At 70.4% G+C, this 25571-nt stretch carries 28 protein-coding genes; 8 read left to right on the top strand and 20 right to left on the bottom strand.

The window, feature by feature from the left end; all coding sequences use genetic code 11:
* Window positions 1-38: 38 nt before the first annotated feature.
* Entirely contained in the window at window positions 39-3938 is a 3900-nt protein-coding gene (locus QFZ58_RS15295) for a DNA-directed RNA polymerase subunit beta' (RefSeq protein ID WP_307125471.1), read from the top strand.
* A gap of 84 nt (window positions 3939-4022) precedes the next feature.
* On the opposite strand, the gene QFZ58_RS15290 is transcribed toward QFZ58_RS15295, so the two are convergent.
* The 13 genes from QFZ58_RS15290 to QFZ58_RS15230 all read right to left on the bottom strand — a co-directional run bounded on the left by QFZ58_RS15290 (window position 4023) and on the right by QFZ58_RS15230 (window position 16814).
* Window positions 4023-4955: a L,D-transpeptidase gene (locus tag QFZ58_RS15290; RefSeq protein ID WP_307125470.1), complete on the bottom strand. Its 933-nt coding sequence runs from the start codon at window positions 4953-4955 to the stop codon at window positions 4023-4025.
* Window positions 4956-5141: 186 nt separating this feature from the next.
* The gene (locus QFZ58_RS15285; protein ID WP_307125469.1) at window positions 5142-5402 is read right to left on the bottom strand and encodes a hypothetical protein; all 261 of its coding nucleotides are present in this window, start codon (window positions 5400-5402) and stop codon (window positions 5142-5144) included.
* Entirely contained in the window at window positions 5389-5640 is a 252-nt protein-coding gene (locus QFZ58_RS15280) for a hypothetical protein (RefSeq protein WP_307125468.1), read from the bottom strand. The genes QFZ58_RS15285 and QFZ58_RS15280 overlap by 14 nt, the downstream gene beginning before the upstream one ends.
* Before the next feature lie 10 nt (window positions 5641-5650).
* A complete protein-coding gene (locus QFZ58_RS15275; protein WP_307125467.1) occupies window positions 5651-6580 on the bottom strand; it encodes a peptidoglycan-binding protein in 930 nt (309 codons plus the stop codon).
* A gap of 71 nt (window positions 6581-6651) precedes the next feature.
* On the bottom strand, window positions 6652-7515 hold the full coding sequence (locus QFZ58_RS15270) for a peptidoglycan-binding protein (protein WP_307125466.1): 864 nt from the start codon (window positions 7513-7515) through the stop codon (window positions 6652-6654).
* 89 nt (window positions 7516-7604) lie between these two features.
* Window positions 7605-9053: a phage tail protein gene (locus QFZ58_RS15265; RefSeq protein WP_307125465.1), complete on the bottom strand. Its 1449-nt coding sequence runs from the start codon at window positions 9051-9053 to the stop codon at window positions 7605-7607.
* A gap of 119 nt (window positions 9054-9172) precedes the next feature.
* Window positions 9173-9919 (bottom strand): hypothetical protein, encoded by a 747-nt coding sequence (locus QFZ58_RS15260; protein ID WP_307125464.1) that lies wholly within the window; start codon window positions 9917-9919, stop codon window positions 9173-9175.
* 3 nt (window positions 9920-9922) lie between these two features.
* Entirely contained in the window at window positions 9923-11047 is a 1125-nt protein-coding gene (locus tag QFZ58_RS15255) for a hypothetical protein (RefSeq protein WP_307125463.1), read from the bottom strand.
* A gap of 10 nt (window positions 11048-11057) precedes the next feature.
* Complete coding sequence (locus tag QFZ58_RS15250; RefSeq protein WP_307125462.1) at window positions 11058-12263, bottom strand: hypothetical protein; 1206 nt, start codon at window positions 12261-12263, stop codon at window positions 11058-11060.
* 70 nt (window positions 12264-12333) lie between these two features.
* Window positions 12334-13281 (bottom strand): phage tail domain-containing protein, encoded by a 948-nt coding sequence (locus QFZ58_RS15245; RefSeq protein WP_307125461.1) that lies wholly within the window; start codon window positions 13279-13281, stop codon window positions 12334-12336.
* A gap of 257 nt (window positions 13282-13538) precedes the next feature.
* Complete coding sequence (locus QFZ58_RS15240) at window positions 13539-14807, bottom strand: hypothetical protein (protein ID WP_307125460.1); 1269 nt, start codon at window positions 14805-14807, stop codon at window positions 13539-13541.
* Window positions 14804-15997 carry a phage tail protein gene (locus QFZ58_RS15235; protein WP_307125459.1) on the bottom strand — a complete coding sequence of 398 codons (1194 nt, stop codon included), beginning with the start codon at window positions 15995-15997 and terminating at the stop codon, window positions 14804-14806. Before QFZ58_RS15235 ends, QFZ58_RS15240 begins: the two co-directional genes overlap by 4 nt.
* 64 nt (window positions 15998-16061) lie before the next feature.
* Entirely contained in the window at window positions 16062-16814 is a 753-nt protein-coding gene (locus QFZ58_RS15230) for a hypothetical protein (RefSeq protein ID WP_307125458.1), read from the bottom strand.
* Between the two features lie 98 nt (window positions 16815-16912).
* Between QFZ58_RS15230 and QFZ58_RS15225 the strand changes: the two genes are divergently transcribed.
* Window positions 16913-17092, top strand: a complete 180-nt coding sequence (locus QFZ58_RS15225) for a hypothetical protein (RefSeq protein WP_307125457.1) — start codon at window positions 16913-16915, stop codon at window positions 17090-17092.
* A gap of 287 nt (window positions 17093-17379) precedes the next feature.
* On the top strand, window positions 17380-17559 hold the full coding sequence (locus QFZ58_RS15220; protein WP_307125456.1) for a hypothetical protein: 180 nt from the start codon (window positions 17380-17382) through the stop codon (window positions 17557-17559).
* Between the two features lie 132 nt (window positions 17560-17691).
* On the opposite strand, the gene QFZ58_RS15215 is transcribed toward QFZ58_RS15220, so the two are convergent.
* The 4 genes from QFZ58_RS15215 to QFZ58_RS15200 form a co-directional block, all read right to left on the bottom strand.
* Window positions 17692-18048 carry a hypothetical protein gene (locus QFZ58_RS15215; RefSeq protein ID WP_307125455.1) on the bottom strand — a complete coding sequence of 119 codons (357 nt, stop codon included), beginning with the start codon at window positions 18046-18048 and terminating at the stop codon, window positions 17692-17694.
* Window positions 18049-18113: 65 nt separating this feature from the next.
* The gene (locus QFZ58_RS15210; RefSeq protein ID WP_299532172.1) at window positions 18114-18404 is read right to left on the bottom strand and encodes a hypothetical protein; all 291 of its coding nucleotides are present in this window, start codon (window positions 18402-18404) and stop codon (window positions 18114-18116) included.
* A 216-nt stretch (window positions 18405-18620) separates the two neighbouring features.
* Window positions 18621-19217, bottom strand: coding sequence for a phage tail protein (locus QFZ58_RS15205; RefSeq protein WP_307125454.1), 597 nt, complete (start codon window positions 19215-19217; stop codon window positions 18621-18623).
* A 206-nt stretch (window positions 19218-19423) separates the two neighbouring features.
* Entirely contained in the window at window positions 19424-19834 is a 411-nt protein-coding gene (locus QFZ58_RS15200; RefSeq protein WP_307125453.1) for a hypothetical protein, read from the bottom strand.
* A 395-nt stretch (window positions 19835-20229) separates the two neighbouring features.
* On the opposite strand from QFZ58_RS15200, the gene QFZ58_RS15195 reads away from it, so the two are divergent.
* The gene (locus tag QFZ58_RS15195; RefSeq protein WP_307125452.1) at window positions 20230-20481 is read left to right on the top strand and encodes a hypothetical protein; all 252 of its coding nucleotides are present in this window, start codon (window positions 20230-20232) and stop codon (window positions 20479-20481) included.
* Between the two features lie 286 nt (window positions 20482-20767).
* On the opposite strand, the gene QFZ58_RS15190 is transcribed toward QFZ58_RS15195, so the two are convergent.
* The 3 genes from QFZ58_RS15190 to QFZ58_RS15180 all read right to left on the bottom strand — a co-directional run bounded on the left by QFZ58_RS15190 (window position 20768) and on the right by QFZ58_RS15180 (window position 22245).
* Entirely contained in the window at window positions 20768-21013 is a 246-nt protein-coding gene (locus tag QFZ58_RS15190) for a helix-turn-helix domain-containing protein (RefSeq protein WP_307128874.1), read from the bottom strand.
* Window positions 21014-21036: 23 nt separating this feature from the next.
* Window positions 21037-21861, bottom strand: a complete 825-nt coding sequence (locus QFZ58_RS15185) for a hypothetical protein (RefSeq protein WP_307125451.1) — start codon at window positions 21859-21861, stop codon at window positions 21037-21039.
* 114 nt (window positions 21862-21975) lie between these two features.
* Window positions 21976-22245 carry a WhiB family transcriptional regulator gene (locus QFZ58_RS15180; protein WP_307125450.1) on the bottom strand — a complete coding sequence of 90 codons (270 nt, stop codon included), beginning with the start codon at window positions 22243-22245 and terminating at the stop codon, window positions 21976-21978.
* 279 nt (window positions 22246-22524) lie between these two features.
* On the opposite strand from QFZ58_RS15180, the gene QFZ58_RS15175 reads away from it, so the two are divergent.
* The 4 genes from QFZ58_RS15175 to QFZ58_RS15160 all read left to right on the top strand — a co-directional run bounded on the left by QFZ58_RS15175 (window position 22525) and on the right by QFZ58_RS15160 (window position 25437).
* Window positions 22525-22977, top strand: coding sequence for a helix-turn-helix transcriptional regulator (locus tag QFZ58_RS15175; RefSeq protein ID WP_307125449.1), 453 nt, complete (start codon window positions 22525-22527; stop codon window positions 22975-22977).
* Window positions 22978-23273: 296 nt separating this feature from the next.
* Window positions 23274-24137, top strand: coding sequence for a hypothetical protein (locus QFZ58_RS15170; protein ID WP_307125448.1), 864 nt, complete (start codon window positions 23274-23276; stop codon window positions 24135-24137).
* A gap of 357 nt (window positions 24138-24494) precedes the next feature.
* On the top strand, window positions 24495-24881 hold the full coding sequence (locus tag QFZ58_RS15165; protein WP_307125447.1) for a hypothetical protein: 387 nt from the start codon (window positions 24495-24497) through the stop codon (window positions 24879-24881).
* Between the two features lie 121 nt (window positions 24882-25002).
* Complete coding sequence (locus tag QFZ58_RS15160) at window positions 25003-25437, top strand: hypothetical protein (RefSeq protein ID WP_307125446.1); 435 nt, start codon at window positions 25003-25005, stop codon at window positions 25435-25437.
* Window positions 25438-25571 lie beyond the last annotated feature (134 nt).

Genomic DNA, 25571 nt, shown 5'->3' with positions numbered 1-25571 from the left:
GAGGGGGCTCGAACCCCCGAAAGAGGGATTGACGACAAGTGCTCGACGTCAACTTCTTCGACGAGCTGCGGATCGGCCTTGCCACCGCGGACGACATCCGGACCTGGTCCCACGGCGAAGTGAAGAAGCCGGAGACCATCAACTACCGCACGCTCAAGCCCGAGAAGGACGGACTCTTCTGCGAGAAGATCTTCGGTCCGACCCGGGACTGGGAGTGCTACTGCGGCAAGTACAAGCGTGTCCGCTTCAAGGGCATCATCTGTGAGCGCTGTGGCGTGGAGGTCACGCGCGCCAAGGTGCGCCGTGAGCGCATGGGCCACATCGAGCTTGCCGCTCCCGTCACCCACATCTGGTACTTCAAGGGCGTCCCGTCGCGCCTCGGCTACCTGCTGGACCTCGCGCCGAAGGACCTCGAGAAGGTCATCTACTTCGCCGCGTACATGATCACGTTCGTCGACGAGGAGCGCCGCACGCGCGACCTCCCGTCGCTGGAGGCGCACGTCTCCGTCGAGCGTCAGCAGGTCGAGAACCGCCGTGACTCGGACCTCGAGAACCGTGCCAAGAAGCTCGAGACCGACCTGGCCGAGCTCGAGGCCGAGGGCGCCAAGGCCGACGTGCGCCGCAAGGTGCGCGAAGGTGCCGAGCGCGAGATGAAGCAGCTGCGCGACCGTGCGCAGCGCGAGATCGACCGTCTCGACGAGGTGTGGAGCCGCTTCAAGAACCTCAAGGTCCAGGACCTCGAGGGCGACGAGCTGCTCTACCGCGAGCTGCGGGACCGCTTCGGTACGTACTTCGACGGTTGCATGGGCGCCGCCGCGCTGCAGAAGCGCCTGGAATCCTTCGACCTCGACGAGGAGGCCGAGCGCCTCCGCGAGATCATCCGCACCGGCAAGGGCCAGAAGAAGACCCGTGCGCTCAAGCGCCTCAAGGTCGTCTCCGCGTTCCTGCAGACCAGCAACAAGCCCAAGGGCATGGTGCTCGACTGCGTGCCGGTCATCCCGCCGGACCTGCGTCCGATGGTGCAGCTGGACGGTGGCCGCTTCGCGACCTCCGACCTGAACGACCTGTACCGCCGTGTGATCAACCGCAACAACCGCCTCAAGCGTCTTCTCGACCTCGGTGCCCCCGAGATCATCGTGAACAACGAGAAGCGGATGCTGCAGGAGGCCGTCGACGCGCTGTTCGACAACGGCCGCCGCGGTCGCCCGGTCACCGGTCCCGGTAACCGTCCCCTGAAGTCCCTCAGCGACATGCTGAAGGGCAAGCAGGGCCGTTTCCGTCAGAACCTCCTCGGCAAGCGCGTGGACTACTCCGCGCGTTCCGTGATCGTCGTCGGCCCGCAGCTCAAGCTGCACCAGTGCGGTCTGCCGAAGGCGATGGCGCTGGAGCTCTTCAAGCCGTTCGTGATGAAGCGCCTGGTGGACCTGAACCACGCGCAGAACATCAAGTCGGCCAAGCGCATGGTCGAGCGTGGCCGCACCGTCGTGTACGACGTCCTCGAAGAGGTCATCGCCGAGCACCCGGTGCTGCTGAACCGTGCGCCCACCCTGCACCGCCTCGGCATCCAGGCCTTCGAGCCGCAGCTGGTCGAGGGCAAGGCCATCCAGATCCACCCGCTCGTCTGCACCGCGTTCAACGCGGACTTCGACGGTGACCAGATGGCCGTGCACCTGCCGCTCTCCGCGGAGGCGCAGGCCGAGGCCCGCATCCTGATGCTGTCCTCGAACAACATCCTGAAGCCGGCCGACGGCCGTCCCGTCACCATGCCGACCCAGGACATGGTGCTGGGCCTCTTCTTCCTCACCACGGACGAAGAGGGCCGCAACGTCAAGGGCACGGACCGGTCCTTCGGCTCCACGGCCGAGGCGATCATGGCCTTCGACGCCCGCGAGCTGTCGCTCCAGGCGAAGGTCGACATCCGCTTCCCGGTGGGCACCATCCCGCCGCGTGGCTGGGTGCCGCCGGTCGCCGAGGAGGGCGAGCCCGAGTACCAGCCGGGTGACACCTTCCGGCTGCGTACGAGCCTGGGCCGCGCACTCTTCAACGAGCTGCTGCCCGAGGACTACCCGTTCGTCGACTACTCGGTGGGCAAGAAGCAGCTCTCCGAGATCGTCAACGACCTGGCCGAGCGCTACCCCAAGGTCATCGTGGCGGCGACGCTCGACAACCTGAAGGCGGCCGGTTTCCACTGGGCGACCCGTTCCGGTGTGACCGTGGCCATCTCCGACGTCGTCGTGCCCGAGGCCAAGAAGGCCATCGTCAAGGGCTACGAGGAGCAGGACGAGAAGGTCCAGAAGCAGTACGAGCGCGGTCTGATCACCAAGGACGAGCGCACGCAGGAGCTCATCGCGATCTGGACCAAGGCGACCAACGAGGTTGCCGAGGCGATGAACGCGAACTTCCCGAAGACGAACCCCATCTTCATGATGGTCGACTCGGGTGCCCGAGGAAACATGATGCAGATGCGTCAGATCGCGGGTATGCGTGGTCTGGTGTCGAACGCCAAGAACGAGACGATCCCTCGTCCCATCAAGGCGTCCTTCCGCGAGGGCCTCACCGTTCTGGAGTACTTCATCTCCACGCACGGTGCCCGTAAGGGTCTGGCGGACACCGCCCTGCGTACCGCCGACTCGGGTTACCTGACCCGTCGTCTGGTGGACGTCTCGCAGGACGTCATCATCCGCGAGGAGGACTGCGGCACCGACCGTGGCCTCAAGCTGAAGATCGCCGTCAAGGGCGCCGACGGCGTGCTCCGCAAGACGGACGACGTCGAGACCTCGGTCTACGCCCGCATGCTCGCCGAGGACGTCGTCGTCGACGGCAAGGTCATCGCGCCTGCCAACGTCGACCTCGGTGACGTCCTGATCGACGCCCTGGTGGGCGCCGGCGTCGAGGAGGTCAAGACCCGCTCGGTCCTGACCTGTGAGTCCGCGGTCGGCACCTGTGCCTTCTGCTACGGACGCTCGCTCGCCACCGGCAAGCTGGTCGACATCGGTGAGGCGGTCGGCATCATCGCCGCCCAGTCCATCGGTGAGCCCGGTACCCAGCTGACGATGCGTACCTTCCACACCGGTGGTGTGGCCGGTGACGACATCACCCAGGGTCTGCCGCGTGTCGTCGAGCTCTTCGAGGCGCGTACGCCCAAGGGTGTCGCCCCGATCTCGGAGGCGGCAGGCCGCGTCCGTATCGAGGAGACCGAGAAGACCAAGAAGCTCGTCGTCACCCCGGACGACGGCAGCGAGGAGACGGCGTTCCCGATCTCCAAGCGTGCCCGTCTCCTGGTCGGCGAGGGCGACCCGGTCGAGGTGGGCCAGAAGCTCACCGTCGGTGCCACCAACCCGCACGACGTGCTGCGGATCCTCGGTCAGCGCGCGGTCCAGGTCCACCTGGTCGGCGAGGTCCAGAAGGTCTACAACTCGCAGGGTGTGTCGATCCACGACAAGCACATCGAGATCATCATCCGGCAGATGCTGCGCCGTGTGACGATCATCGAGTCCGGCGACGCGGAGCTGCTGCCGGGCGAGCTCGTCGAGCGCTCGAAGTTCGAGACCGAGAACCGTCGTGTGGTCACCGAGGGCGGTCACCCCGCCTCCGGCCGTCCGCAGCTGATGGGTATCACCAAGGCCTCGCTCGCCACCGAGTCGTGGCTGTCGGCGGCGTCCTTCCAGGAGACGACCAGGGTCCTGACCGACGCGGCGATCAACGCCAAGTCGGACTCCCTGATCGGCCTCAAGGAGAACGTCATCATCGGTAAGCTCATCCCGGCCGGTACGGGTCTCTCCCGCTACCGCAACATCCGGGTCGAGCCGACCGAGGAAGCCAAGGCCGCGATGTACTCGGCCGTCGGCTACGACGACATCGACTACTCGCCGTTCGGCACGGGCTCCGGCCAGGCCGTTCCGCTGGAGGACTACGACTACGGTCCGTACAACCAGTAGAAGTGAGTGAGAAGGGCGCCCACCCCCGCGGAGTACCGCGGGGGTGGGCGCCCTTCTGCGTGCCGTGGTCCGGCGTGCGGCGGTTCAGCCGATGGCTATCCGGGGGTGGGCGGACGGGCTGATCCAGCCCATGATCCGGTCCATGGTGGCGCGGGGGACGGAGACGCAGCCCGCGGTGGCTCCGCTGCCGTTGACGTGCAGGAAGATGCCGGCCCCGCGGCCGGGCACGGCGGGCCACCGGTTGTAGTCGATGACGAGCGCCTTGGCGTACTGCGTCGGGTGGTCCACCAGGCGTTCGCTGCCCCGGGCGCCCTGCTCGGTCAGCGGGAAGTCGGCTCCGGACGCCGAGTGCATCTGGTTGTAGTACTTCGACTCCGGGTCCTCGACCCACCAGTGGCTGCCGTTGACGACGGTGTACGGCATGGAGGTGCCGCCCGCCTGCACGCCGAAGCCCTGGGTGAGGGTGTACGTGCCCGACGGCGTCGTGTACGTGTTCTGGCGCCGGGTGGAGCCGTTGGTCACCCCGTTCGAGCCGACGCGTCCGGCCGTGGTGGAGAACTGCGACTTCCAGCCGGAGGAACCTTTCTGCCAGGCGGTCACGGTCGCGTACGAACCACTGGCACGGACCGTGATGACCTGGGTGGCGTTGCCGACCTCGACCGGTACCGGGAAGGACGGGGCGGACGGCTTCCGCTGTGTCTCGCCGGCTGGCTGTGTCCCGCCGGCCGAGGAGTCCTCCCGCGTGCCCGCCTTCGGTGACTTCTGGGCGGGGGACGCCGATGCGGGGGCGGACGCGGACGCGGAGGACGAGGGCGATGCGGAGGGTGACGCGGAGGGCGAGCCCGAGGGCGAGGACCCCGTGCTCTCCTCGGGAGCGGCGGCGACCGAGGCGGCGGCCGAGGGGTCCGACGGGGCGGCTGCGGCGTCGTCGGCGGTCTGGCTGCCGCAGGCTGAGCCGAGTAACAGGGCCCCCGCGGTGGCGAGGGCGGCGACGACGGGACGGGACACGACCTGCACGTGGTGCTCCTGAATGACGGGAGGACGGCTGGAGGCGTGGGGGTGGTGCGTCCGAAGGAGGCCGTCGGGAGTGGTGGTGCTGGGGCCCCTGGGGTCCGACGTGCGCGCACCACAGTCTAGTTGGCCCTTCCCTGCAATGAGGGGAACTGCTCGGGACGGCCCGGGACCGGGCCGCCCCGATGCGGGTCAGCGCATGGTTTCCCACAGGGTGACGGCGAGGGCGGCGGTCGCGGTGAGGGCGCCGATGCTCGTCAGGGGCCAGCGGGAGCGTTCCAGCGTGTCGAGGCGGGCCTCGTGGTCCGCCAGTTGTTTGTCGGTCTGGTCGCTGCGCTGCACCAGCAGTGCCAGCTGGCCGTCGGCCCGGGCGAAGCCGGCCTCCAGCGAGCCGCGCAGGCGCTCCAGTTCCAGGGCGACGGCGACCGGGTTGTTCGGATCAGTTTCGTTCATGGGCGGCTTCCGGAGGTTCGGTCCCAGGTGCTCGGGTGCGCAGCCATGCCGGGAGCAGTGCCTGCACCCCGGGCACGGCCATCACCCGGGTCAGCGCCCCCGCGACGGCCAGGGCCCCGGCGACCCGGGGCAGGGCCGCCGGGAGACCGGCTGCGTCGACAAGCGCGGGCAGGAGCAGGGCAAGGGAGACGGCGGTCTGCAGGACGGTACGGGCGGTACGCCTGGCGGCGTCGGACACGGCAGGCTCCTCACTTCGTGTACGGGACCTTGAGGGCGTTCCAGGAGGTGCGGCCCGGCACCCCGTCGGCGTCGCTGCCGCGGAAGCCGAGCTTGCGCTGCCAGGCGGTGTACGAGCGGGCGTCGGCGTCGGTCCAGCGGGGGCCGGGACCCACGGCGTAGGACGAGCAGCCCTCGGCGACGAGCCGGCGGCCCATGGCGGTGATCACGGGGGAGCTGGTACGGCCGGTGAAGAACGAGGCGCCGGGGAACGGCTGGTAGCGGGGGGTGGGCCCCCCGCCGGCCGGCCTGCTCGCCGAGCCGCCGCTCGCCGGGCCGCTCGCCGGGCCGCTCAGCCGGGTGGCGATGCGGTTCCGCAGCGACGGCATGGTGAAGCCGCGCGGGTCGACCTTCTGGTCGGACCATTCCAGGTGGCCGATGACACTGCGCGCGCTCCAGCCGTGGGCCCGGCAGAGGGCCGCCGAGACGCGTTCGATCGCGTCGAGCTGGGCGGCCGGCCAGGGATCCTCACCGTCACCGAGGTTGATGCACTCGAATCCGTAGAAGTGGGCGTTGCCGTCGACGGACCCGGCGCTGCCCTCGTGTTCCTGCGGGGCGGGCGGGCGGTCGCCGTAGTCCTCCGCGATCACCCGCCGGAGTGCGGCAGGATCGCCGCCGCCCGCGTGGTTGGTGCGGCCGTTGCCGACGAGGTGGACAGTGCCTGCCTTGTCGATGACGCCGTGGCAGAGCGGGCCGGGCAGGCCGGCGTGGCCGTTGTAGCAGAGCTCCACGGACGAGGTGGTGCCGCTGCTGACGGTGTGGTGGATCATCACACCGTTCAGCGGGCCCCACGCGCCCTTGTGGTTGCGGTTGTGGGTGCGCCAGCTCCCGTACTCGACGACGTCGACGCCTTCGGCGTGCAACGCGGCGAGCAACCGGCCGGCGCTCAGAGGTGTGGCCATGAGGATCCTTCGGTGGTGGATGGGGCGGGGCGGGCGCTCGTACGGCCCCGGGCGCGCCGGTCGGGGCGGGGTCAGGCTGTGTACGGGACCTTCAGGGCGGCCCAGGAACCGGCGCCCGGCCAGCCGTCGGCGTCCGCGCCGGTGTAGCCGAGCTTCTGCTGCCACAGGGCGTACGAGGCGCGGTCGGCCTCGCCCCACTGCGGGCCGGGGCCGTCGGTGTAGGCGGAGCAGCCCTCGGCGACCAGTCGGCCGCCCATCGCGGAGACGATGGTGGAGTTCGGTGCGGACGTGAAGAAGGCGGCGCCCGGGAACGGCTGGAGGCGCACGGCGCTGCCGCCGGGTGCGGCGGCCAGCAGGGCGGCCACCCGGTTGCGCATCGACGCCATGCTGAAGCCCTTGGGGTCGATCTTCGTGTTGGTCCACTCCTTGTGGCCGATGACCGAGGCCGCGTTCCAGTGGTGCGCCCGGCAGATCGCGGCCGACACCCGGGCGACGGCCTCCAGCTGGATCTCGGGCCACGGGTCGGACCCGTCGCCGAGGTTGACGCACTCGAAGCCGTAGAAACGGGCGTTGCCGTCGGTGTTGTTCTCGTCCGGGGCAGGCAGTGCGGTCTCGTTGATCACGGCGGCCAGCACGTCGTCGTCGCCGAGGCCGGCGTGGTTGGCGCGGCCGTTGCCGACCAGGTGGACGGAGCCGTCCTTGGCGATGACGCCGTGGCAGAGCGGGCCCGGCAGCTCGGCGTAGCCGTCGTAGCAGAGGGCGACCGAGGCGTCGGTGCCGGTGGTGACGGTGTGGTGGACGACCACGCCGTTCACCGGGCCCCAGGCGCCCTGGGTGTTGCGGTTGTGGTGGCGCCAGTCGCCGTATTCGACGACCTGGACGCCTTCGGCGGTCAGTGCGCTGACGAGGGTGTCGGCGGTGAGCGGGGTAGCCATGGTGACTCCTGCGGTGGGGTGCGGAAAGGGGAGGGCCCGGCCGGTGCGCGGGGCGCGCACCGGCCGGGCCCGGCGGGGGAGGGGTGCGGTCAGGAGACGGCGGCCCAGATGGCGTTGGCGTCCGCGACGATCGTCGAGGGGGTGAACGAGGTGGGCAGTGCGGTCAGCCCGGTGGCGGCGAGCCGGGCGTGCCGGACGAACGCGTTCGGCATCCGGGCGCTGCCGCCGGGGAAGTTGCCGACGCTCGCGCCCACCATGAAGGCCGGACCGTTGGTCTTCGGGTCCGGCCCGTTGATCAGCAGCGCCACCCAGTAGTTGCCCGCCGCGGCGGTGTAGGCCGTGGCCAGCTTCAGCACGAAGGTGGTGCCCTCGGTCTTGGTGATCAGCTTGTCGAGGGTGCCGGTGACGCCCACCCGGGTCCCGGCACTGTTGTAGAGCCCCGCGTACGAGGTGGCGGCCAGGCCGGAACCGGCGAAGCCGGGCACGTAGAAGACGACGTTGGTGATGGTCGCTCCGGCCGTCAGCGGCACGCCGATCAGGTAGACGGTCCCGTTGATGCAGTACTGCGGGCTGGTCACCGAGGACGCCGCCGGGTCGAAGGCCCACGCCTTGAAACCGAGTGCGGCGGGCGTCCAGGTCCCGCTGGAGGCCACGGTGTCGACGTAGGAGCGGCGCACGAGCTGGTTGGCGTTGGCCGGGTCGGCGGAGACGGTGGGCACGGTGGAGAACGTTTTGGCCCCGTCCACGGTCTGGGCTCCGGTGAGCAGCACGGCCTGGTCGGCGGAGACCGCGCCGAGGTCGCCCGAGGTCAGCTTCACGGCACCGGTCTGGCCGTTCACGGACGTGACGGGCGCGGCGCCGATCGCCAGGTACCGGGCGTCGGCGGTGGCGGGGGTGAGCGCCCCCAGATCGGCCGCCGCGAGGGTGATGGCGCCGGTCTTTCCGTTGACGGACGTGACGCCCTGGCCGGTTCCGTCCGGGAGCTGCGCGAGCGGCACCTTCCCCACGGCGTCGAGCTGGGCGACCCCGCCCGCCCGGCCCACGGCGGAGGTGGCGACGGCGCCGACGTCGGCGGCGGCCAGGATGATGTCGGTCTCGGTGCGCCCGTTGACGGAGCGGACCGGACCGGCCGGGCCCTGCGGCCCCGGTTCGCCCTGCGGGCCCTCGGGACCGGGCACGCTCACGTACTGCGCTCCCGCCGGATCGGCGGGGGCGATGTCGGCGAGGTCCATCTCGGTGACGGCGGCGGGCAGGGCGATGCGGTAGGAGCGGTTGCGGCCGACGCCGGCGATCCGCTCGGTGACGGCGTACGTCCAGCCGTACGGGTTCCAGCCCTCGGCGTCGGTGGCCGGGAGGACGACGTCGATCCGCCCCTCGGAGTCGAGGGTGGCGACGGTCGGGCCGCCGACGAAGAGGTCGGTCTCCGCGTGGGTGAGCAGCGCCGGCGGCTTGAACTCGACGCTCCCGCTCAGGGGGCGGCCGTCGAGGGAGAGGTAGTGGGCGGTGAGCCGTACGGTGGGGATGGATTCGGGCAGCACGGGAACTCCGTTGGTGGCAGAGGGTCGGGGAAGAAGGAGGCCCGGCCGCCGCCCGGTCGGGCGGCGGCCGGGCCTCCGGGGTGCGGCGGCGAGGCGCGCGCGGGGACCGGACCGGACCGTCAGGACTGCACGCCGTACAGTCCGCGCGGCAGACAGGCGACGGTGTCGCCGGTGGCGGCGACCTTCGCCTGGATCTCGAAGTTCACCGTGTCGCCGAACGACGCCGGCAGGTCCTCGACGAGGGTCGCGGTGAGGTCCGCCGTCTGCCCGGCGGTCCCGGTGAGCGTCTGCTCGGCGCCGACCGGTGCGCCGTCGACGAGCAGCCGCACGGACGCTCCGACGCTCCCGCTGACGGCCAGCACGCAGTACACCCGGGGGTGCTGGGCGAAGCCGGGGCCGGCGTAGAGCGTCGTCCAGTCGGTCGAGCCGGTGGACTCCCAGGCCGCCTTGCGCACCGGTGCGGGGGTGGGCAACGGCAGATAGGGGCGGGCCAGGCCGCCACGGGACGAGTCGGTCGCGAGGACCGTGTCGCCCCGGTGGTCCAGGACGCGCAGCGCCTGCACCGGGGTGTTCACCGGGTCGGTCGTGATCAGGGACAGGGCCAGCGAGCCGTCGTCGCGCCGCAACTCCAGTCCCTGCTGGTACGCCTTCGCGTCGGTGTCGCGGTCGGGCTGCACCCGGCCGACGAGCAGCAGGTCCTCGCCCTGCGAGGTCCTGGCGCGGATGCGCCCCAGGTCGCCGACGACGATGTCGCCGTTGCCGACCTGGTTCATCGCCGGGCTGCTGTTGGCGCTCGCCATCAGCCCCCGGATGCGGCGTTCGATCTCCCGGACGCGGTCCAGCAGGTCGGTGGGGATGGTGGCCATGTCCTACACCCCTTCCAGGTAGAGGGTCGCCGTCTCGGCCTTGGTGCGCTGCGGCGGTTCCACCGCGATGCCGACGACGCGGTACTGCTCGTCCTGCGGCTGCTGGTGCCACAGGTCGCGCAGTCGCAGCCGGATGCGGGCCCCGAGCAGCGCCGGGGTGATCCGGCCGTCCAGCCGCACGGTGATCTCCGGAATCACCTCGGGCATGCGCTGCCGGGACAGCTCGGCCCCGGCCAGGGACCGCAGGGTCGCCTCGTCGGTGACTCCGCTGTGGTCGGACGTGGACTCCAGCCGGGGCCAGCCGGCCCTCAGGTCCTCGGGCGACTCGACGGAGACGGTGAGCGGCTGGGACTCCTCGGCCTGGTCGGTGTTGGGCGAGTCGCCCCGCGCCACCCACACGTCGGCCTGCACGGTCGAGTCGGCCGGCAGGCTGTAGGTGAGGACCTGGCCCGGGTGGTCCAGGACGATGTCGGCGGCGCCGGCGGTGATGACCGGGTGGCCGAGCTGGAGCCGCTTGGCCCGCCGGCCCTCGGCGTCCCGGTAGCAGTGCACCCGCCACTCGAAGCCGTCGTCCAGCTTGGCGAGTTGGTCCAGCAGCTCCCGGATCCTGGTCAGCGAGGAGTAGGCGAAGGCGCAGTCCCGCGCGATGCCGGACATCTCGTTGCCGAGCTGGATGCCGATGTCGCCGCCCGGCTGCTCCTGCGCGTGCGCGACGAGCAGCCGGGCGATCTCGAACTGGTCCGTCGCCGTGTAGGTGAACGGGCCCGCCAGGATGCGGTGGTCCAGGTAGGAGTCGAACGTACCCGCCTGGAACTGCACCTGGATTCGGCCGCGTTCGTCACTGGACGGGGTGCAGGTCCACAGCACCCCGCCCCACCAGATGTCGCCGTCGCGCTCCAGCCACACCGCGGTGCGGCCGGGCACGAGGGCCGCCCTCGCCCGGCGGGCGAGGGCGGCGTCCGGCAGCGGGACCGTCGCGGACAGCGATCCCGCCTTGCCGATGTAGTCGTCGAACTTGGTCTCCGTCAGCGGCAGCACGTCCAGCACCTGGTCGGTGCGCAGGTCGCAGAAGACCGCCCGGTAGACGGGGGTGAGCGGGGTGTACGCCGTACGGGGCGAGCTCGTCACGCCGCCCTCCTCAGAGCATCGGGTCGACGCGGATGAACCGGTTGTCGAACCAGTGGTTGTTGGTGGTCGCGCCGGAGCAGTACGCCGAGACGGCGGTGTAGGTGGCGCCGGCCTGGAGCCCGGTGACCTGGAAGACCGTGCTCACCGACTGGTGGCCGCGGCCGGTGTCGATGGCCGACCGGGTCTCGTCGGCGCCGAGCCCGGTGACCAGGACGCCGCCCTTGCGGATGTTGGCCGACATCCGGCCCCAGCCGCCCTCCACCGACGGCTGCCCCTGGAAGCCGAGGTGGACGAGGACCTTCCCGGACACCGGCGCGGTGAACGTGGTGGTGAGCGTCGGTCCGACCGTGTCGGTCACCGCCTCCGTCCACGTGGTGGTCTTGCAGTAGCCGCCGTCGGTGTTGTACGAGAACGCGGGCGTCGGCATCGCGAGCACCCAGTCGGTGCCGCTCCACCGCTCCAGCCGGCCGTTGTTGTCGCGGTACTGGCCCACGTAACCGCCGGTCGCGAGTTGTCCGGTGGGGGCGATGCCGCCTAGCTGGCTCGGGTAGCCGACCCAGGCTCCGCCGTCCCACCGCTGGAGCTGGACGCCGATGTCGCGGTACTGCCCCGGGTAGGCACCGGGCTCGTTGGTGTTGCCGTACAGCGGCAGGATGCCGCCGGCCGCGACCGTGCTGGTCCGCAGGTTGGCCACGGCCGAGGCCCAGGCGATGCCGCCGGTGCCGACCGACGCGCCCGCCGGGACCCGGACGGTGGCCAGCGGCAGGGAGGCGGCCGGGGTCTGCGGGACCTGCGGGTTGCCCTCGGGGGCACCCCGCACGATCTCCAGGACCGCTTCGGTGCGGCCGGACTTGTCGACCTGGGCGTCGTAGATCCGCAGGACCACCAGGTCGATGCGCGGGTTGTTGGCGTCGCCGTCGGCGAAGACCACCGTGGTGTAGTCGGTGAGCACCACCGGGTAGGCCCCGGCAGCCTCGCTGCCCTGCACCACGGCGCGGCCCGGAGCGACGGTGGCGGTCATGCCGGCGGTGGAGCTGAAGACGTAGAACGCGGACATCAGGGACTTGCCGTCGGGCGAGCCCGGAATGACGCCGCCGCGGCTGGCGAGCCCGCTCGTCGGGGTCATGGTGCCGGTCGGGGCGAGCCGGGTGTCGGCGCGGGACTGACCGGATTCGACGTCGGTGCGGTTGACGAGCCATGCGCTGCGCACGGGCATGTGGTCCTCCTGGAGGGATCGGCGAGGTGCTGCGGGGGTACGGGACTGCGGTGCGGGCGAGCGGCGCGGGTCACCAGTGCCCGTCACGCCAGCGGACGGTGACCGAGGCGGCGGGGTCGGCGGTGACGTCGTCCGAGCGGAACGCCAGCTCGGTGGTGCCCGGCTCCAGTTGGAACAGCTGCTCCGGCGAGGAGTCGGGGGTGGCGGTGTAGATGCGGGACGCGGTGTCGTTGAGCAGGACCGTGCCGGACTCGGTGTCGACGCTGAGGAGGTCCCCGGCGCCCAACGCCAGGTCGTACTGGAGCTGGCGGCCGTCGGAGAGCCGGGTCAGCGAGGGTCGCTGCACCGGTCCGCGGAACTCCACGACGGGGCGGACGGACGCGCCGCCGCCGTTGACGGCGGTGATCGAACCGGCGGCGCCGTTCGTGCCCCATGTGAGCGGCCACACCAGGCCGGAGCCGGCGGCGTCGTCCCACGCCATGCCGGACTCGCTGACCGGCAGGCCGGTGACGGCCTCGTGCTGGACGGTGCCGTAGCGGCGCGGGTCGGTGGCGGTCCACTGGATGCTGACCTTGGCGAACCCCTGCACCGCGTACGAGCGGTCCTGGGGCACGACGCGGCGGCTGACCCGGGCCCGGACCGCGAGGGTCTCGCCCAGCAGCCGTACGGCGAGCCAGCGTTCCCGGCCGCCCGGGCCGGTCGCGGACCGGAAGGCGGTCGAGGTGGCGAGCGGGTCGGTCCCGGCGGGCGGCGCGAGCCAGACGGTCGCCCCGACCAGCCGGGGCTGCGCCCAGCGGTCGCCGGGCCACGAGCCGTGCTGGTCCGGCCGGAGCACGTCGCCGAGGTCCAGCTCGGGCAGGTCCTCCCAGCCGGTGATCCCGGTGCGGTCGACCGGGTAGGGCGTGCCGGCCCCCATGAGGAGCCCGCCCCACTGGATCTGGCCGTCCCGGGTGATCAGGGAGCCGGGGGTGGTGTCGTCGGAGAGTGGGGTCGGGAGGGTGGAGACGGTATCGGCCATGTCGGGCCGTCACCTCGCTTCGGTTCGGGGCGTACGGAAGGGGCGCCGCCCGTCGGCGACGGTGCGGGGTTACGGGCCGTCCGGGCGGTGTGCGGGCGCGGGCATGCGGAAGCCCGGCGTGGCGGTGCGGTGCGGTGCGGGGTGAGGCGGTGCGGGCCGGGGCGGCGCGGGGGCGGGGCGTCGCGTACGGACCCGGGTTCGGGCCGGGGCAGCGGCGCGGGGGCGGCGCGGGTCGGCTCGTACGTACGGACCGGGGTTCAGGCCGCGGTGCGGTAGAGGAAGTGCAGGTCTTCCGCGACGGTCATCGGGCTGCTGCCCTCGCGCTCCTGGTAGACGCGGACCCCGGGGCGGCCGGCGAAGAAGGCGGGCCCGGTGGTGGCGGAGGCGCCGGCCCGCGCGGGGAGGTACCGGCCGAGCTGGGAGAGCGGCTGCACGGAGGAGGCCCCCGGCACGGCGGCCGGCAGCACCACACCGCCCTCGGCGAGCATCGGGATCTTCGACAGGTGCACGCCGAACTTCTTGCCGAGGAAGTTGAAGCTCAGGTGGTTGAGCCCGTCGATGATCCAGTTGGCGAAGGCGATCAGGCCCTTGACGGGCCCGGTGATGACGCCGGCGATCGTCTGGATGCCGGTGGACATGAAGCTGCCCATGCCGTGCAGGGACTTCGACATGGCGTCGCGGACCCGGGTGAAGGCCGAAGGGAGCGTCTTCGTCAGCCAGTTGAGCGTCGGCTGGATGACCGCCTGGAAGCCGTTCCAGGCACCCTTGACGATCGAGGTGACCGCCCGGGTCGCCGAGGAGATGGTGCTCCGCGCGCCCTCGAAGCCGGACTTGAGGTGGGAGCCGATGCTCTTCAGGACGGCGCCGACGGTCTTCTGGACCCCTTCGAACACCTCCGACACGGTCTTCGCCCAGCCCGTGATGACCGGAGCCATGAACTCCCAGGCGGCGCGGAACATGTCGAGCGCGGACTGGAAGACCTGCTGGATCACCTTCTGGCCGGTGGCGGAGTTCATCGCGTAGTCGATGAGCAGGGCGACCAGCGGGGTGACGATGCCGAGGACGAAGCCGAGCGGGTTCGCCTTCATGACCGTGTTGATCCCGGTCATGACGACGGAGCCGACGGTCATGGCGATACCGAAGGCGGTCATGGCCTTGGTGACCGTCGGGGTGTACTTCCCGAACAGGTCGGTCATCGACCCGAAGGCCCCGGCGCCGGCGACGAGGGAGCCGAGGACGCCGACGGGGCCGCGGACCTTGGTGGCACCGGCGCGGATGCGGGTCGCGGCGGTGGAGGCTGAGGTGCCGAGCTTGCGGAATCCGCCCGCGGCCTTGGTCGCGGGGGAGGCGACGGCCCTGAGGCCGGTGCCTGCCGAGCCCGCACCCGCCCGTATCCGGTCGACCGCCGCGGTGACCTGCCGCAGGGAGGTGGTGAGGCGTTGTGTGGCGCCGCGTGCCCCGGAGACGTTGCCGGCGAAAGTGCGCAGGGGCGCGGCGATTCCGGCCAGCGGGTCGCCGACGCTCATCCTCGGGCCTTGGACAGGTAGAGCAGCGCGCTGGCGGTGTCCTGGACGCTGCTGCTGGACGCCTCGTAGTACTGCTCGATGTAGAAGCCGCCGTCGGTGGCCGCGGCACCGGTGCCGACCTGGCCGGCCCGGGTGGTGTGGCCCAGGAGCCTGCTGAGCTTGGAGAGCGGCAGTACCGCCTCCGCTTCACCGGCTTCGGCGACGATGGTGTGCACACCGCCGTTGCGCGGCTGGACGATACCGCCTTGGGCGAGGCGCGGGATGGTCGGCAGGTGGATCCCGAAGGACTTCCCGCCGACGACCGGCACCCAGCCGGGCACGGACACCTTGATGCCGTTGAGCTTGCCGATCGCAGAGTTGATCAGACCGATCACCGCGTTGATCGGGCCGCTGACGGCGCCCTTGATCGCGCCGAACGCGTTGCTCGCGATGGATTTCAGGCCGTTCCAGGCGCTGGACAGCTTGCTCTTGACGGCGGTGAAGGCGGCGGGGACGACGCTCTTGATCCAGTTCACCACGGGTGAGATGACGGACTTGATGCCGTTCCAGACGCTGGTGATGATCGTCTTCACGGCGGTCATCACCCCCGTGATGATCGTCTTCCAGAGGGTGAAGTAGGTCTTGATGACGGTCGCAACCGCCTTGACGACCACCGAGACGGCGGTCTTGATCCCGTTCCACACGCTCTTCATGAGCTTGCCGGCCGACTGCATGATCGGGCCGACGGCCTTCATCACCGCGGTGATCACGCTCTTGATGACGGAGAACGCGGTGCTGAGGACCTTCTGCATCGTCTTCGAGCGCGTCGCCATGTCCACGACCTTGGCGATCAGCGGGGCCAGCAGGTCGAGCAGGACGCCGATGAGGTTGCCCTTCATCGACTTGTTGAGGCCCTTCATGCCCTTGTCGGCCTTGGACGCACCCGATTCGAACTTGCCGAGGGCCGTCCCGCCGGTCTGCCCGGACTTGCCGGCCTTGGTGACGGACTTCTCCGTCTTGTCGGCGGCCTGCTGAAGCGATTTCATTTCCTTCGCGGACTGCTGGGATGCGCTCTTCATCCCGGTCATACCGCTGCTGCTGCTCTGTACGTTCTGTTTCAGGCCAGTCGCGGCGCGGCCTGCCTGATCGAGACTGGTCTTGAAGGTACGGAGATTGTCCGACGCCTTCTTGAGGGTGGCGGTCAGTGCCATGCGGATTCCGATCGTTCAATGGTCGGCTGCCGGAGAGGTTCTCGCCGGAACTCGTCCTGCCGATTCAGCTCGCAGTTCCGGCCAGCGTGCGCATTTCTCTGTTGAGAGCGCCGATCGAGGTGGCCAGCGTGTCGATGGACTGGTGCTTCTTGGCGGCGTTCTCCAGCTTCTTGGCCGCCGAAGCCATCTGTCGCATCGCGTTGGGGGTGGCGAGGCCACGCACTTTGCCGCGATATGTATCGATTTCGGCGTTCAGCCTCACCATGGCCGTCTTGACCTCATCGATCTGTGTGACCGACGTGAGGTTCGGTCGCTGCGCCTGTACCGAGCCCTGTCCCGCCCCCTCCCCCTGTGCCTGCGGCGCTTCGGCGGGCTGCATCCCCCAGCCGCGCCATCCCCCCTGCTCCCCGCGGCCGAAATAGCGAGGGTTGATCTCGCCTTGCGGTCGCACGGCACCGAAAGCGCCCATGGTTCTGGTCCGACCGGTGTACGCGATCGTCATCTGCTTGGCCTTCACCAGGAGGCCTGCCAGCAGTCCGGCGGCGGCAGTCGCGGCCGCGGCTGCCAGCAGCACCTGGGCCAAGAAATCGCTGCCTTTGAAGACGGCGAGGAACTCCTTGACCGGAGAAGTCTCCTTAATGATGTCTTTCCAGGTTTGCTCTTCCTCCTTCTTGGGGCCCTTTTCGATGGCAGTTTTGAGGGTTTTTACCTGTTCGTCGAAGTGCTTGGTCGTGAGAGAGGTTGCTGCTATTCCGTCAACTTTTCCTTCGACAACGACTACTTTGTCGTACACTTCTTCCGTGGTGCGTGACCCCATGAATTACTCCCGTCTGAAGTAGAGGGCCCGGTTTTCTGCTTGCTCCGGCCCGGTCGCATCTGATATTGTTCGGAGAAAAATCTTGAAAGTGGGGGTTCGTGAACGTCAAGCTTTTCTTTCTCGCCGTGGGCCTCATGATGCTTGCAGGCCTGTTTTTCTTCTTTACTCTCGGTTCCTTCGGCGTACCTCGGGAGAGGCGACGGTATGGAATCGTCGCTTTGTGGTTCTGTCTGGGATTGGCCTCTCTGGGCTCGGCGATCTACGCACTCTCCCTTTGACCTGAGACCGCGTTCATGCATCGTGCACGCGCCGCTTCTGTCAGGAGCCGTGGGACGATGTAGGCGGACACCGAGCTGCACGGTCCGCTGGCTTCCGTGATATGGGGTGGCCTGCGGCCGCAGCCCAGAAGGACCCGGCCAGCTCCCGAAGGCGCGGGGTGTCGGCGGAATAGCCGTCGCCGCCCTGTACGCCGCCGACGTTTTACTGCTCATGAGCGGTGGTCTTGACTCGGTTCCTCGGAAGTGTCCAGCCGCAGGGGCACGTGCAGTTACATAAGTGAGGGATTGTGGGCGTCAAGCTTTTCTTTGTCGCCGTGGGCCTCATGGCGATCGCCGCCATGTTTTTCTTTTTCGCTCTAGGTTACTTCGCTGTTCCGCGGGAAAGCCGACGGGTCGGCTACGTCATTCTGTGGTTCTGTCTGGGGTTGGCTTTTCTGGGGGCCTGTTTCTACGTAATCGCCCTCTGATCCGGGGTCCGCCGCATGCGCACGTGGAACAGTCCGCGTCCCTGACAGTCGCCGGAACGTGGCGGACAAGAGATCGCGCGCTACGACCCCCGTCGGCCGCCCCGCACGCGCGGGGCGGCCGACGGGGGCGCGTCACCCGAAGAACCGGGCCAGCTCCGAAGGACTCGGGACCGTCTGCGGGGCGTCGGCCGACGTGGTGCCGTCGGCCTCCTCGTCCCGCTCGCCCGGTTCGTCCGTGTCCCCCGGTCGCGGCACCGGCACCGGCTGTTCCGGCGGGTCGGACTCGCCGTCGCCGTTGACGACCGAGAACATCCAGTTGGCCGCCGCGAGATGGTCCACGACCGCCGCCAGCAGGTAATCGGTTACTCCCCATTCGGCGGCGTCGCCGTCGGTGTCGCGGATGGTGGCGCTGTCCCGGGGCAGGTGCTTGATCAGGATCGCGAGCCGGCGGGAGGAGAGCTCTCCCCGGTGCCAGTCGAGCAGGTCCACCCCGTAGTGCCGGAGTAGATCCGCTTCGAGAGCCTCGGCGTGTTCATCGGCGAACGCGACGAGGCTCAGTCTTCCCCCAGGCCGAGCCCGGTCTCCTTGCCGTACGCCTCCAGGATGGCGGCGATGTCCTGCATGGTGACGTCGAGCTGCGCGAAGCGGGCGAACTGCTTCTTGCCCAGCAGGAGTTCGAGCAGGCCGTCGACGTCGTTGTCGTCCAGGCCGCGCAGCGCGCGGGCGGTGACGCGGGTCAGTTCGGTCGGCAGCTCGAAGGTGTCGCCGTCGATGGTGAACGACCAGGAGCGGCCGAGTGCCTCCATGCGCTGGGCGCGGGCGGCGGACACGTCGAAGGTGGCCATGGAATCTCCGTTTCGGGAAGGAAGGGGGCCGCACCGGCGGCCCGGTCGGGCGCGTCACGGTGCGGCGGGTTCGGTACGTGCGGACGAGCGGGTGGTGCACCCCGTGCGGGTCGAGCGGGGCGTGCGCTACGGAGGTCACGGGGCGCCGTCGCGCCGGCGGGACCGGAGCGCCGGCGCCCCGTGGAGTCGCGCCCCCGGAGGCCGGGGGCGGCGGGGTCACGCCTTGGCGTACGCCGGGTCCTTCATGACGAAGGTCGCCAGCGGCTGGGTCTCGCCGGAGGACAGCGCCGTGAAGGTGACGCCCAGGGACGCGGCGGCCTTGCGGGCCAGCTTGATGTCGTCCGACGCGGTGACCTGGCCGCGCGGGATCACGAACCGGTAGGTGACCTCCAGCCCGTCGTGGAACTCCAGGCCGAGGGCGCGCTCGTCGAACTGCGGGCCGTCCGGCACGTTGTAGGAGTAGACGCCCGGGTTTTCGGTGGCGTTCACCGCCGAGACCGTGTCACCGCCCATGAAGAACGGCAGGGTGTCCTCGTTGAACTGGAGCATGGCGAACTTCAGCGTCAGGTCGCGGTCCGCGTAGATGAAGCGGGCCGGGCTGACCGCCTGCCACGTCTCGACCGGGTCCAGCTTGTCCTTCTTGGCGAAGGTCACGCCGTCGGTGGACGTGTAGCCGAGGTCCCGCCACACCGCGCTGTCCCAGTCGGCCGCCGGGTCGTTGGAGAAGGCGGTCGGCGCCGGGGTGCCGGCCGGGGCCACGAGGATGCGGCCCGTTCCGGCGATGCGGATCTCGGACGAGTTGTTACCAGCCATGAAGGTGGCTTCCTTTCCAGGGGTGGTGCCCCCGTGCGGGGGCCGCCGTATCCGGGGCGGGTACGGCGAAGGCCCCGCCGAATCGGTTCGGCGGGGCCTGGTTCGTGGGGCGTCGTGCGGCCCGGTGGGCGGGCCGGACGCGGATGTGCGGTCCGCAGGACGGGCCAGGCCGCCGGTCGGCGGTGCGTAGGCCCGTGGAGAGAGGGTCAGTCCGTACGGACGGTGAAGCGAAGGATGCAGATGTACCGGTTGGCGCCCGCGTAGACGTAGTCGGGCAGCCAGCGCGGGCCGTCCTCCTCGATCACCTCGCTGACGAACGAGGTACCGAAGACGGTGCCGGTAGCGGCCAGCAGCGTGGCGCGGGCCGCGTTGGCGAGGGTGTGGGCCACCGACTTCTCCGGCCCGTAGACCTCCAGCTGGATCAGCGGGCGGTCCACGTGCAGGTCGTCGACCCAGGCGCCACCCATGCGGGAGATCAGTACGGCCTTCTGCGTCCCGTCGAAACCGGCCGGCGGGGCGTCGTCGACGAACGCGTCCGCCAGTTCCGCGCGGGTCTTGAGCAGATCCCGCACGATCGCCTGGACGTCCGGGAACGTCCCTGGCGCGGATGAGGGCATGGTGTCACTCCTTTGTACGGGCCGAGGACGGACGCCCGTGCGTACGGCCCGTACGCACGCCGGACACGACAGCGGCGGAACCGCGCCCCTCGGAGGGAGGTGGGCACAGCTCCGCCGCTGCACCCATAGTGATCCATGGATTGCGTGCGCGCAACTAACTTCGCGTCCACCCGTCTCGCCGGGGTGGTCGAACGTCGAGGGGCCACGGAGGGGCGGACGTGTGTCGCAACGTCATATGCCAGGTGGCGACGCCTGGTTCTGCGCTATCCTGAAAAGCCGATTCGAACATAAATTCGATCGGACCGAACATGGCATGGACCGACGCAGGCGTAAGGACGGTGTGGGGTCGTGACGACGAACAGCGAATGGAGGCCGGTCTCCGGCGGTGAGCAGTCGTGGTGACCGGGGAGCCGGGCGAGCGGCTTGCCGACGTCATGGCCGCCGCCGTCACGGTGGCCGTGGAGTCGGCGGAAGCCGGCCGTTACACCGGGGAGGTGGGCAGAACCCTGGCCGCGGTCGTGGGCGAGGTGGGGGCACGGATCATCGGAGAGGCCGAGCTGCGCGGCTTCTCCACCGGCTGGCAGGAGGCGATGGCCGTGAGACCCGCCGGAGTGCGGCCCCTCCGCGCCACCCAGGCCCACGCCTGACGGCTCGGCCCCGCCCCGGCTGCCCGGACCCCGCCGCCCAGGGCCCGTAATTCCCTAGGCACACACGCCGGTTCAGCGGTGAAGGACCGTGCCCGCCACCGGGTCCGCCGCCGGCGTTTCCTGCGCCCCGCACGCCGCGCCCCGGGCGCGCCCCGCGCGTCGTACGCGGAACGGCCGGCGGCCGAGTCCCCGGCCGCGGACATGCGAACGCCCCCGGTTCCCTGTGCGGGAACCGGGGGCGGAGGCGTGTGTACGGCAGGCCGGGCGGGAGCGGGTGCAGCCGAGATCAGGCGTGCGGTGCCGAGGTGGGCCCGGACGCGGGGCCGGTCGCGGTGGCCGTACGGCGTCGAGGTGCGCGCCGGGTGGCGCGTTCGGCGGCGAACACGTCCTCCAGCCGGTACAGGTGGTTCCTGCCCTGCTGCCCGGAGGGCCGCAGATGGCCGAGCTGCACCCATTTCCTGATCGTCGCGGGCACCACCCCCGCCTCCTGGGCCGCCACGGCGCTGGTCAGGAGAGTGACGTCGGTGAGCATGTCGTACGGGTGCCGAGGGGAGGTCATCGGGCCTCGGCCCCGTTCCCGGCCCGGGACGCGGAGACGGTCGCCCCGATCGCCTCCGCCACCGCGTGACCGGCTGCCACCGCCGGCCAGGCGTCCCGTTCCCAGAGATGACGGAAGGCCGGATCGGTCGTGCAGTCGCACGCCTCGTCCCCGCAGCGGCACCCCGGATTGACGCAGAGCACGGCTTCGCGGTCGGGGAAGGCGCGCAGGGAGACGGAGTCGCACCAGGGGCAGCGCCCAGGCAGCCGGACCATCGTCTCCGTCTCGCCCAGGGCCCGGGCGCATCGCCGGGCCATCCGGCGCAGCTCGTCGCGGGCGTGGCGGGCGAGCGTCGGGTCGGCGGCGGTGTGCCCCAGGAGTCCGGTGATCCGGGAGAGCCTTTCGGGTACCGGGGCGCGGCGCGGACGGCCGGACCCGAGCCGGCCGAGGAGCGCCTCCTCCAGTTCCACGACGCCGTCGCTGATGTCGCGCAGCGCGTCCGACACGTGCAGCCGCACGGGCGCGGCCGTGTGGCCGGGGACGGCGAGTCCGCGCTGCTCGTTGCGCAGCGCCTCCTCGCGTTCCGTGCGGTTCAGGGCGGCCCGTGCCGCCCGCTCGGCGGGCCCCGGGACGTGCCGGACGGCGGCCGGGCGGCTGCCCGAGGAGGGCGCCAACTCCTCCAGCAGGTCCGGGAACTGGCGGGCCAGGGTGGCGGCCCAGAGTGCGGCGTCCCGGGCGATGCCGGTGCCGTCCGCCTCCTCGGCCGTCCGGCCGCGGTCCGTCCCGGGGGACTGCCCGGCGTACGGTCCGGTGGCTCCGGACACCTCTTTCTCCTCGCTCATGACGGGCCCTCCTTCTGTGTGTTCCTGCGTGCTTCCGTGCGTGGTGTTCGCATTGCTGCGGGCGTGTGCCGTCCTTCTGTCTCCGGGGAGGGCCGGCATGGCGGTGGCCCCGGGTCAGGCGGCTGCGCGGCGGCGTGTGCCGCGTTCCAGGGCGACGGACCGGCCGTTGCGCCAGAGCCGTCCCGCGCACACCCCGTCGAACCAGCTGTCGGCCGGCGCCACCGCCTCCTCGCACTGCCGGACGACCGGGCAGCGGGCGCAGGCGCCGAGGGCGGGCGCGGCCTCGGCCGGATGCCGGGCGAAGACCGTCTCCGGGGGCAGCCCCAGGCAGGCGGCCGACGCGGTCCAGGTATCGGAGGGGAGTGAGAGGAACGACGGATCCATGGAGGCTCCTGATGCGCGAGCGGTGGGACGGGAGGGAGTGACACAACGGGCGGGAGGGGTGCGGCTGGAGATGCACAGTGACAGATTGCGTGCGAGCGCGCAACATAAAACGCGCGGAGCGAGCGTTGCCGGGTGTCACGCAGAGTGGCAGCGGGGTCGCGATATGCACGCAAAGGACCAGGTCTTCAGTGGATCTCCACATTGCGCGCGCGAAAGCCCATAATTCTGTGCGCGCAAGCGCGGTAGCCTGGGTTTCGCTTCGGAGGGAGGCGAAGGCCTGTGACCGTCAGTGAACTGGAACAGTTCACGGCCTGGATCGAGGATGTGATCCGGCGGCGTGGATACGACATCGACAGCCCGCGCGGCGGCGGCAAGTCCCGCCTCGCCGACGAGGCGGGCGTACACCGGGCAGCCATCACGCGACTGCTGCAGCGGCAGAGCATGCCTGACCTGGAGACGATGCGCAGGCTCGCGCACGTCCTGGGCATCCCCGTGCGGGAGATGCTCATCCGCTCGGGCCGGCTCACCGAGGACGAGTTGCCGATGCCCCCGGCTGCGGACGACCCCGACCGGCAGAACGCCGGCAGTGAGCGGATCACGCTGGAGGAGGCCGCCGCCGCACTCGGTGTCCCGGCCGACCAGCGGGAGATGTTCATGCGGGTCGCCGGACAGTTCCTGCCCGCGGACCCGGTGGACCAGGACTTCCCGGCGCGGCGGACCCGCAGGGGCTGAGGCCGGGCGAGGCGTCGGCGCACCTTGTACGTAGCCGGTCGCCGTCCCGCGTTCCCATGCCCCGCCGCGCGCTGCGTCCTGTGCCCCCGCTGTGCACCGCTCCACCGTCGCCCACGCCGCCGGGCCGGGGTGCGCGCATGATCGCTAAGCTGGTCCGGGTCCGTTCGAAGGAGGAGGGGCAGGCCGACATCGGCCCCGATTCACCGGTGTGGGGAAACGGCGCGCCGACGGAGCGTGTGGGTGCCGCACTACCGTGTCGGGAACGGTCGTGAAGGAGACGTCAGGAAGAGCCGCGCATGGGCGAGGGCGAAAAGGGCTCCCGGCAGGCGAACGGCTCGTCCGGGGCCGCACCGCGGCAGCGGCGTCCGTCGGCATCGGACGTGGGGGAGGACGGGGAGATGCCTCCCGGCGATCTCGCCCGGCTGCTCGCCGCTGTCGGCGTTCTGCTGGGGAGCCACGCGGCGAGCGATCTGGTGGTCATGCCGCGGGCGGAGCTGGAGCGGCGGGAGTACGCCGCGTACGGGCAGGGCTGGCGCGACGCGGCGGCCCAGTACCACCGGCCCGCCGAGTGGGCCGACGGCCTTCCGGCGACGGACGCCGGCGACCGGACGCCCGGGCAGGCCGCGGTCATCCCGTTCCGCCGCAGGATTCCGCACGGTACGCAAGGCGCGCATGACGACGCGCGGCGTGACGTGACGGACCCGGCCGGGACCGCCCCGTCCGAGGAGACGCTCGCAGGCCCCGCCCACCCTGCCGTCGAAACCGCCGACACTGCGGACCCCACGGCTCCCGAAACTGCCCGACCCGGGTCTGCGGCCCCCGCGCCCGCCGGGCCCGGAACCGCCCGCCCCGCGCCTGCGGCCCCCGACCTCGCCGGATCGGCGGCCCCCGGCCCCGCCACGCCCATGGATCCCGCGCCCTCCGGGCCCGCCAAGCCCAAGGATCCCGCGCCCCCCGGGCCCGGGTCCACAGGCCCGGCATCCGGCGACCCCGCGCCGGCGGACGGAGCTCGGCCGGAGCCCCCGGCCCCGGCCCGCCCCCGCTCCGCGACGCCGTCGCGTCCCCCGGCGTTCGCCCCCAAGAGCCGCCGTTCCAAGGTGCCGACCATTCCGCGCCTGCCCCGGCCGCGCCGCCAGGCCCGCCCCGACGAACAGGACTGAGGGGCGGCCCCGCGCGCGCGAGTCGAGGTTCACCTGGTCGGCAGGGTCCAGTAGGTCCCCAACGCGCAGGGTGTGTCGATCTGCCACAGGCACATCGAGATCATCATCCGGTAGATGCTGCGCCGGGTGACAGTCATCGAGTCCGGCGACGGGAGCTGCTGCCCGGGCGAGCTCGTCGAGCGCTCGAAGTTCGAATGGCTTTCAGGGCCGTGGCTGGATTGGTTTTGGCCTTCTCTTCCCCGTAGCCCTTGGTGGTGAGTTCCTCTTTCCGGGACACTGCTTCCCGCAAGGGCTTTCTTGTATCTTTGGTCGGCTCTCGGCCGCAGTGGGAGACGTTATGCCGCGAAAGGTGTTGCTTTGGGCCTCCTCGTAGCGTATGTCCCGGCGCTGGTCTTTCTGGTGTTGGGATTCATCGGCCTGCGTGATGTGTGGATCCTCAGGAGGCGGGGTGTTTCGGTCGAAGGAAAGTGCGGAGGTGTCAGCTGGAATGCGAATATCGCCTCCACCGATGTCATTTATCGCGACAGTGAGGGGGGAAGGCATTATGTGACCCTGGCGGCGGAGGACATCGGTCTAGCGTCGGGTGAGTCGAGGGTCCGTATCGTTTATGACCCCCACAGGCCGAACAGGGCCACGACGGAGAAGGTTCTGAAGAAAAAAATATGGAAAAGCATGGAGGGATACTTATTGGTCGCGGGTCTGGCTATAGCGTCCTTCGTGACCGCAGTGGTGGTGTTTGCATAGGCCAGACAGCCAGGAGTGGTCCGGAGTGCACGAGATCGGTGCATTTTGGTGAGAAGCCTGCAGGAGCCGTTGCGCACGTGAGGTGTCCCGGATTCGTTGCCGGCGACGGCAAGGCGACACGGTGTCATCATCGGCGCGAAAAAGGTTCAAAGTCGAAGGGTTTGCGATGTTCAACGTTTGTGGTGTGATTTTCGCCGGTGCGCTTCTCGCTCTTATGGCCTTCGGAGTTCCGTACCTCAGGCAGGCTCCTCTGCGGCAAAGGGGTGTGCGCACATGGGGGTGGGAGGCGTCCAGGTCGGTTCCCGAGGACGGGAAGATAACGGTGCGGTACGGGTACGACGGGCGCGACAGCGGGCTGCACAGCATCGTGATGGCCGGTCTCACCACACAGCCCTCCGGATCGAAGGAGATCATCTACGACCCGGAGAATCCGAAGCGCGCCGAATTTGTTTCCCGTATGCCGGAAAACGTGAGGGGGAGGCGCAACCTGCTCATCGTTCTGCTGGCTGTGGCGTTTGGGTCGCTCGTTCTGGGGTGTATCGGTGAGGTGATATGACTTTTGGGCCCACATGACGCCTCGCGGATGCCGAGGCCGATCGTCCCGGGAGCCGCGTCGCCTACCGGCCTTCCGGGCTCTCCGGTCGGGACGCCCGGCTTTTCTCGTAAATGCGAGAGTAGGAAGAACTTCTC

Source organism: Streptomyces sp. B1I3 (genome assembly GCF_030816615.1).
GTDB lineage: Bacteria > Actinomycetota > Actinomycetes > Streptomycetales > Streptomycetaceae > Streptomyces.
This window is presented reverse-complemented; position numbering and strand designations above follow the sequence as displayed.

Coding starts and splice junctions, on each gene's coding strand:
- QFZ58_RS15285 (WP_307125469.1), bottom strand. CDS start 5,402: ATGAACGAAACTGATCCGAACAACCCGGTCGCCGTCGCCCTGGAACTG.
- QFZ58_RS15275 (WP_307125467.1), bottom strand. CDS start 6,580: ATGGCCACACCTCTGAGCGCCGGCCGGTTGCTCGCCGCGTTGCACGCC.
- QFZ58_RS15270 (WP_307125466.1), bottom strand. CDS start 7,515: ATGGCTACCCCGCTCACCGCCGACACCCTCGTCAGCGCACTGACCGCC.
- QFZ58_RS15260 (WP_307125464.1), bottom strand. CDS start 9,919: ATGGCCACCATCCCCACCGACCTGCTGGACCGCGTCCGGGAGATCGAA.
- QFZ58_RS15250 (WP_307125462.1), bottom strand. CDS start 12,263: ATGCCCGTGCGCAGCGCATGGCTCGTCAACCGCACCGACGTCGAATCC.
- QFZ58_RS15245 (WP_307125461.1), bottom strand. CDS start 13,281: ATGGCCGATACCGTCTCCACCCTCCCGACCCCACTCTCCGACGACACC.
- QFZ58_RS15240 (WP_307125460.1), bottom strand. CDS start 14,807: ATGAGCGTCGGCGACCCGCTGGCCGGAATCGCCGCGCCCCTGCGCACT.
- QFZ58_RS15235 (WP_307125459.1), bottom strand. CDS start 15,997: ATGGCACTGACCGCCACCCTCAAGAAGGCGTCGGACAATCTCCGTACC.
- QFZ58_RS15230 (WP_307125458.1), bottom strand. CDS start 16,814: ATGGGGTCACGCACCACGGAAGAAGTGTACGACAAAGTAGTCGTTGTC.
- QFZ58_RS15210 (WP_299532172.1), bottom strand. CDS start 18,404: ATGGCCACCTTCGACGTGTCCGCCGCCCGCGCCCAGCGCATGGAGGCA.
- QFZ58_RS15205 (WP_307125454.1), bottom strand. CDS start 19,217: ATGGCTGGTAACAACTCGTCCGAGATCCGCATCGCCGGAACGGGCCGC.
- QFZ58_RS15200 (WP_307125453.1), bottom strand. CDS start 19,834: ATGCCCTCATCCGCGCCAGGGACGTTCCCGGACGTCCAGGCGATCGTG.
- QFZ58_RS15190 (WP_307128874.1), bottom strand. CDS start 21,013: ATGCTCACCGACGTCACTCTCCTGACCAGCGCCGTGGCGGCCCAGGAG.
- QFZ58_RS15185 (WP_307125451.1), bottom strand. CDS start 21,861: ATGAGCGAGGAGAAAGAGGTGTCCGGAGCCACCGGACCGTACGCCGGG.
- QFZ58_RS15180 (WP_307125450.1), bottom strand. CDS start 22,245: ATGGATCCGTCGTTCCTCTCACTCCCCTCCGATACCTGGACCGCGTCG.
- QFZ58_RS15170 (WP_307125448.1), top strand. CDS start 23,274: ATGGGCGAGGGCGAAAAGGGCTCCCGGCAGGCGAACGGCTCGTCCGGG.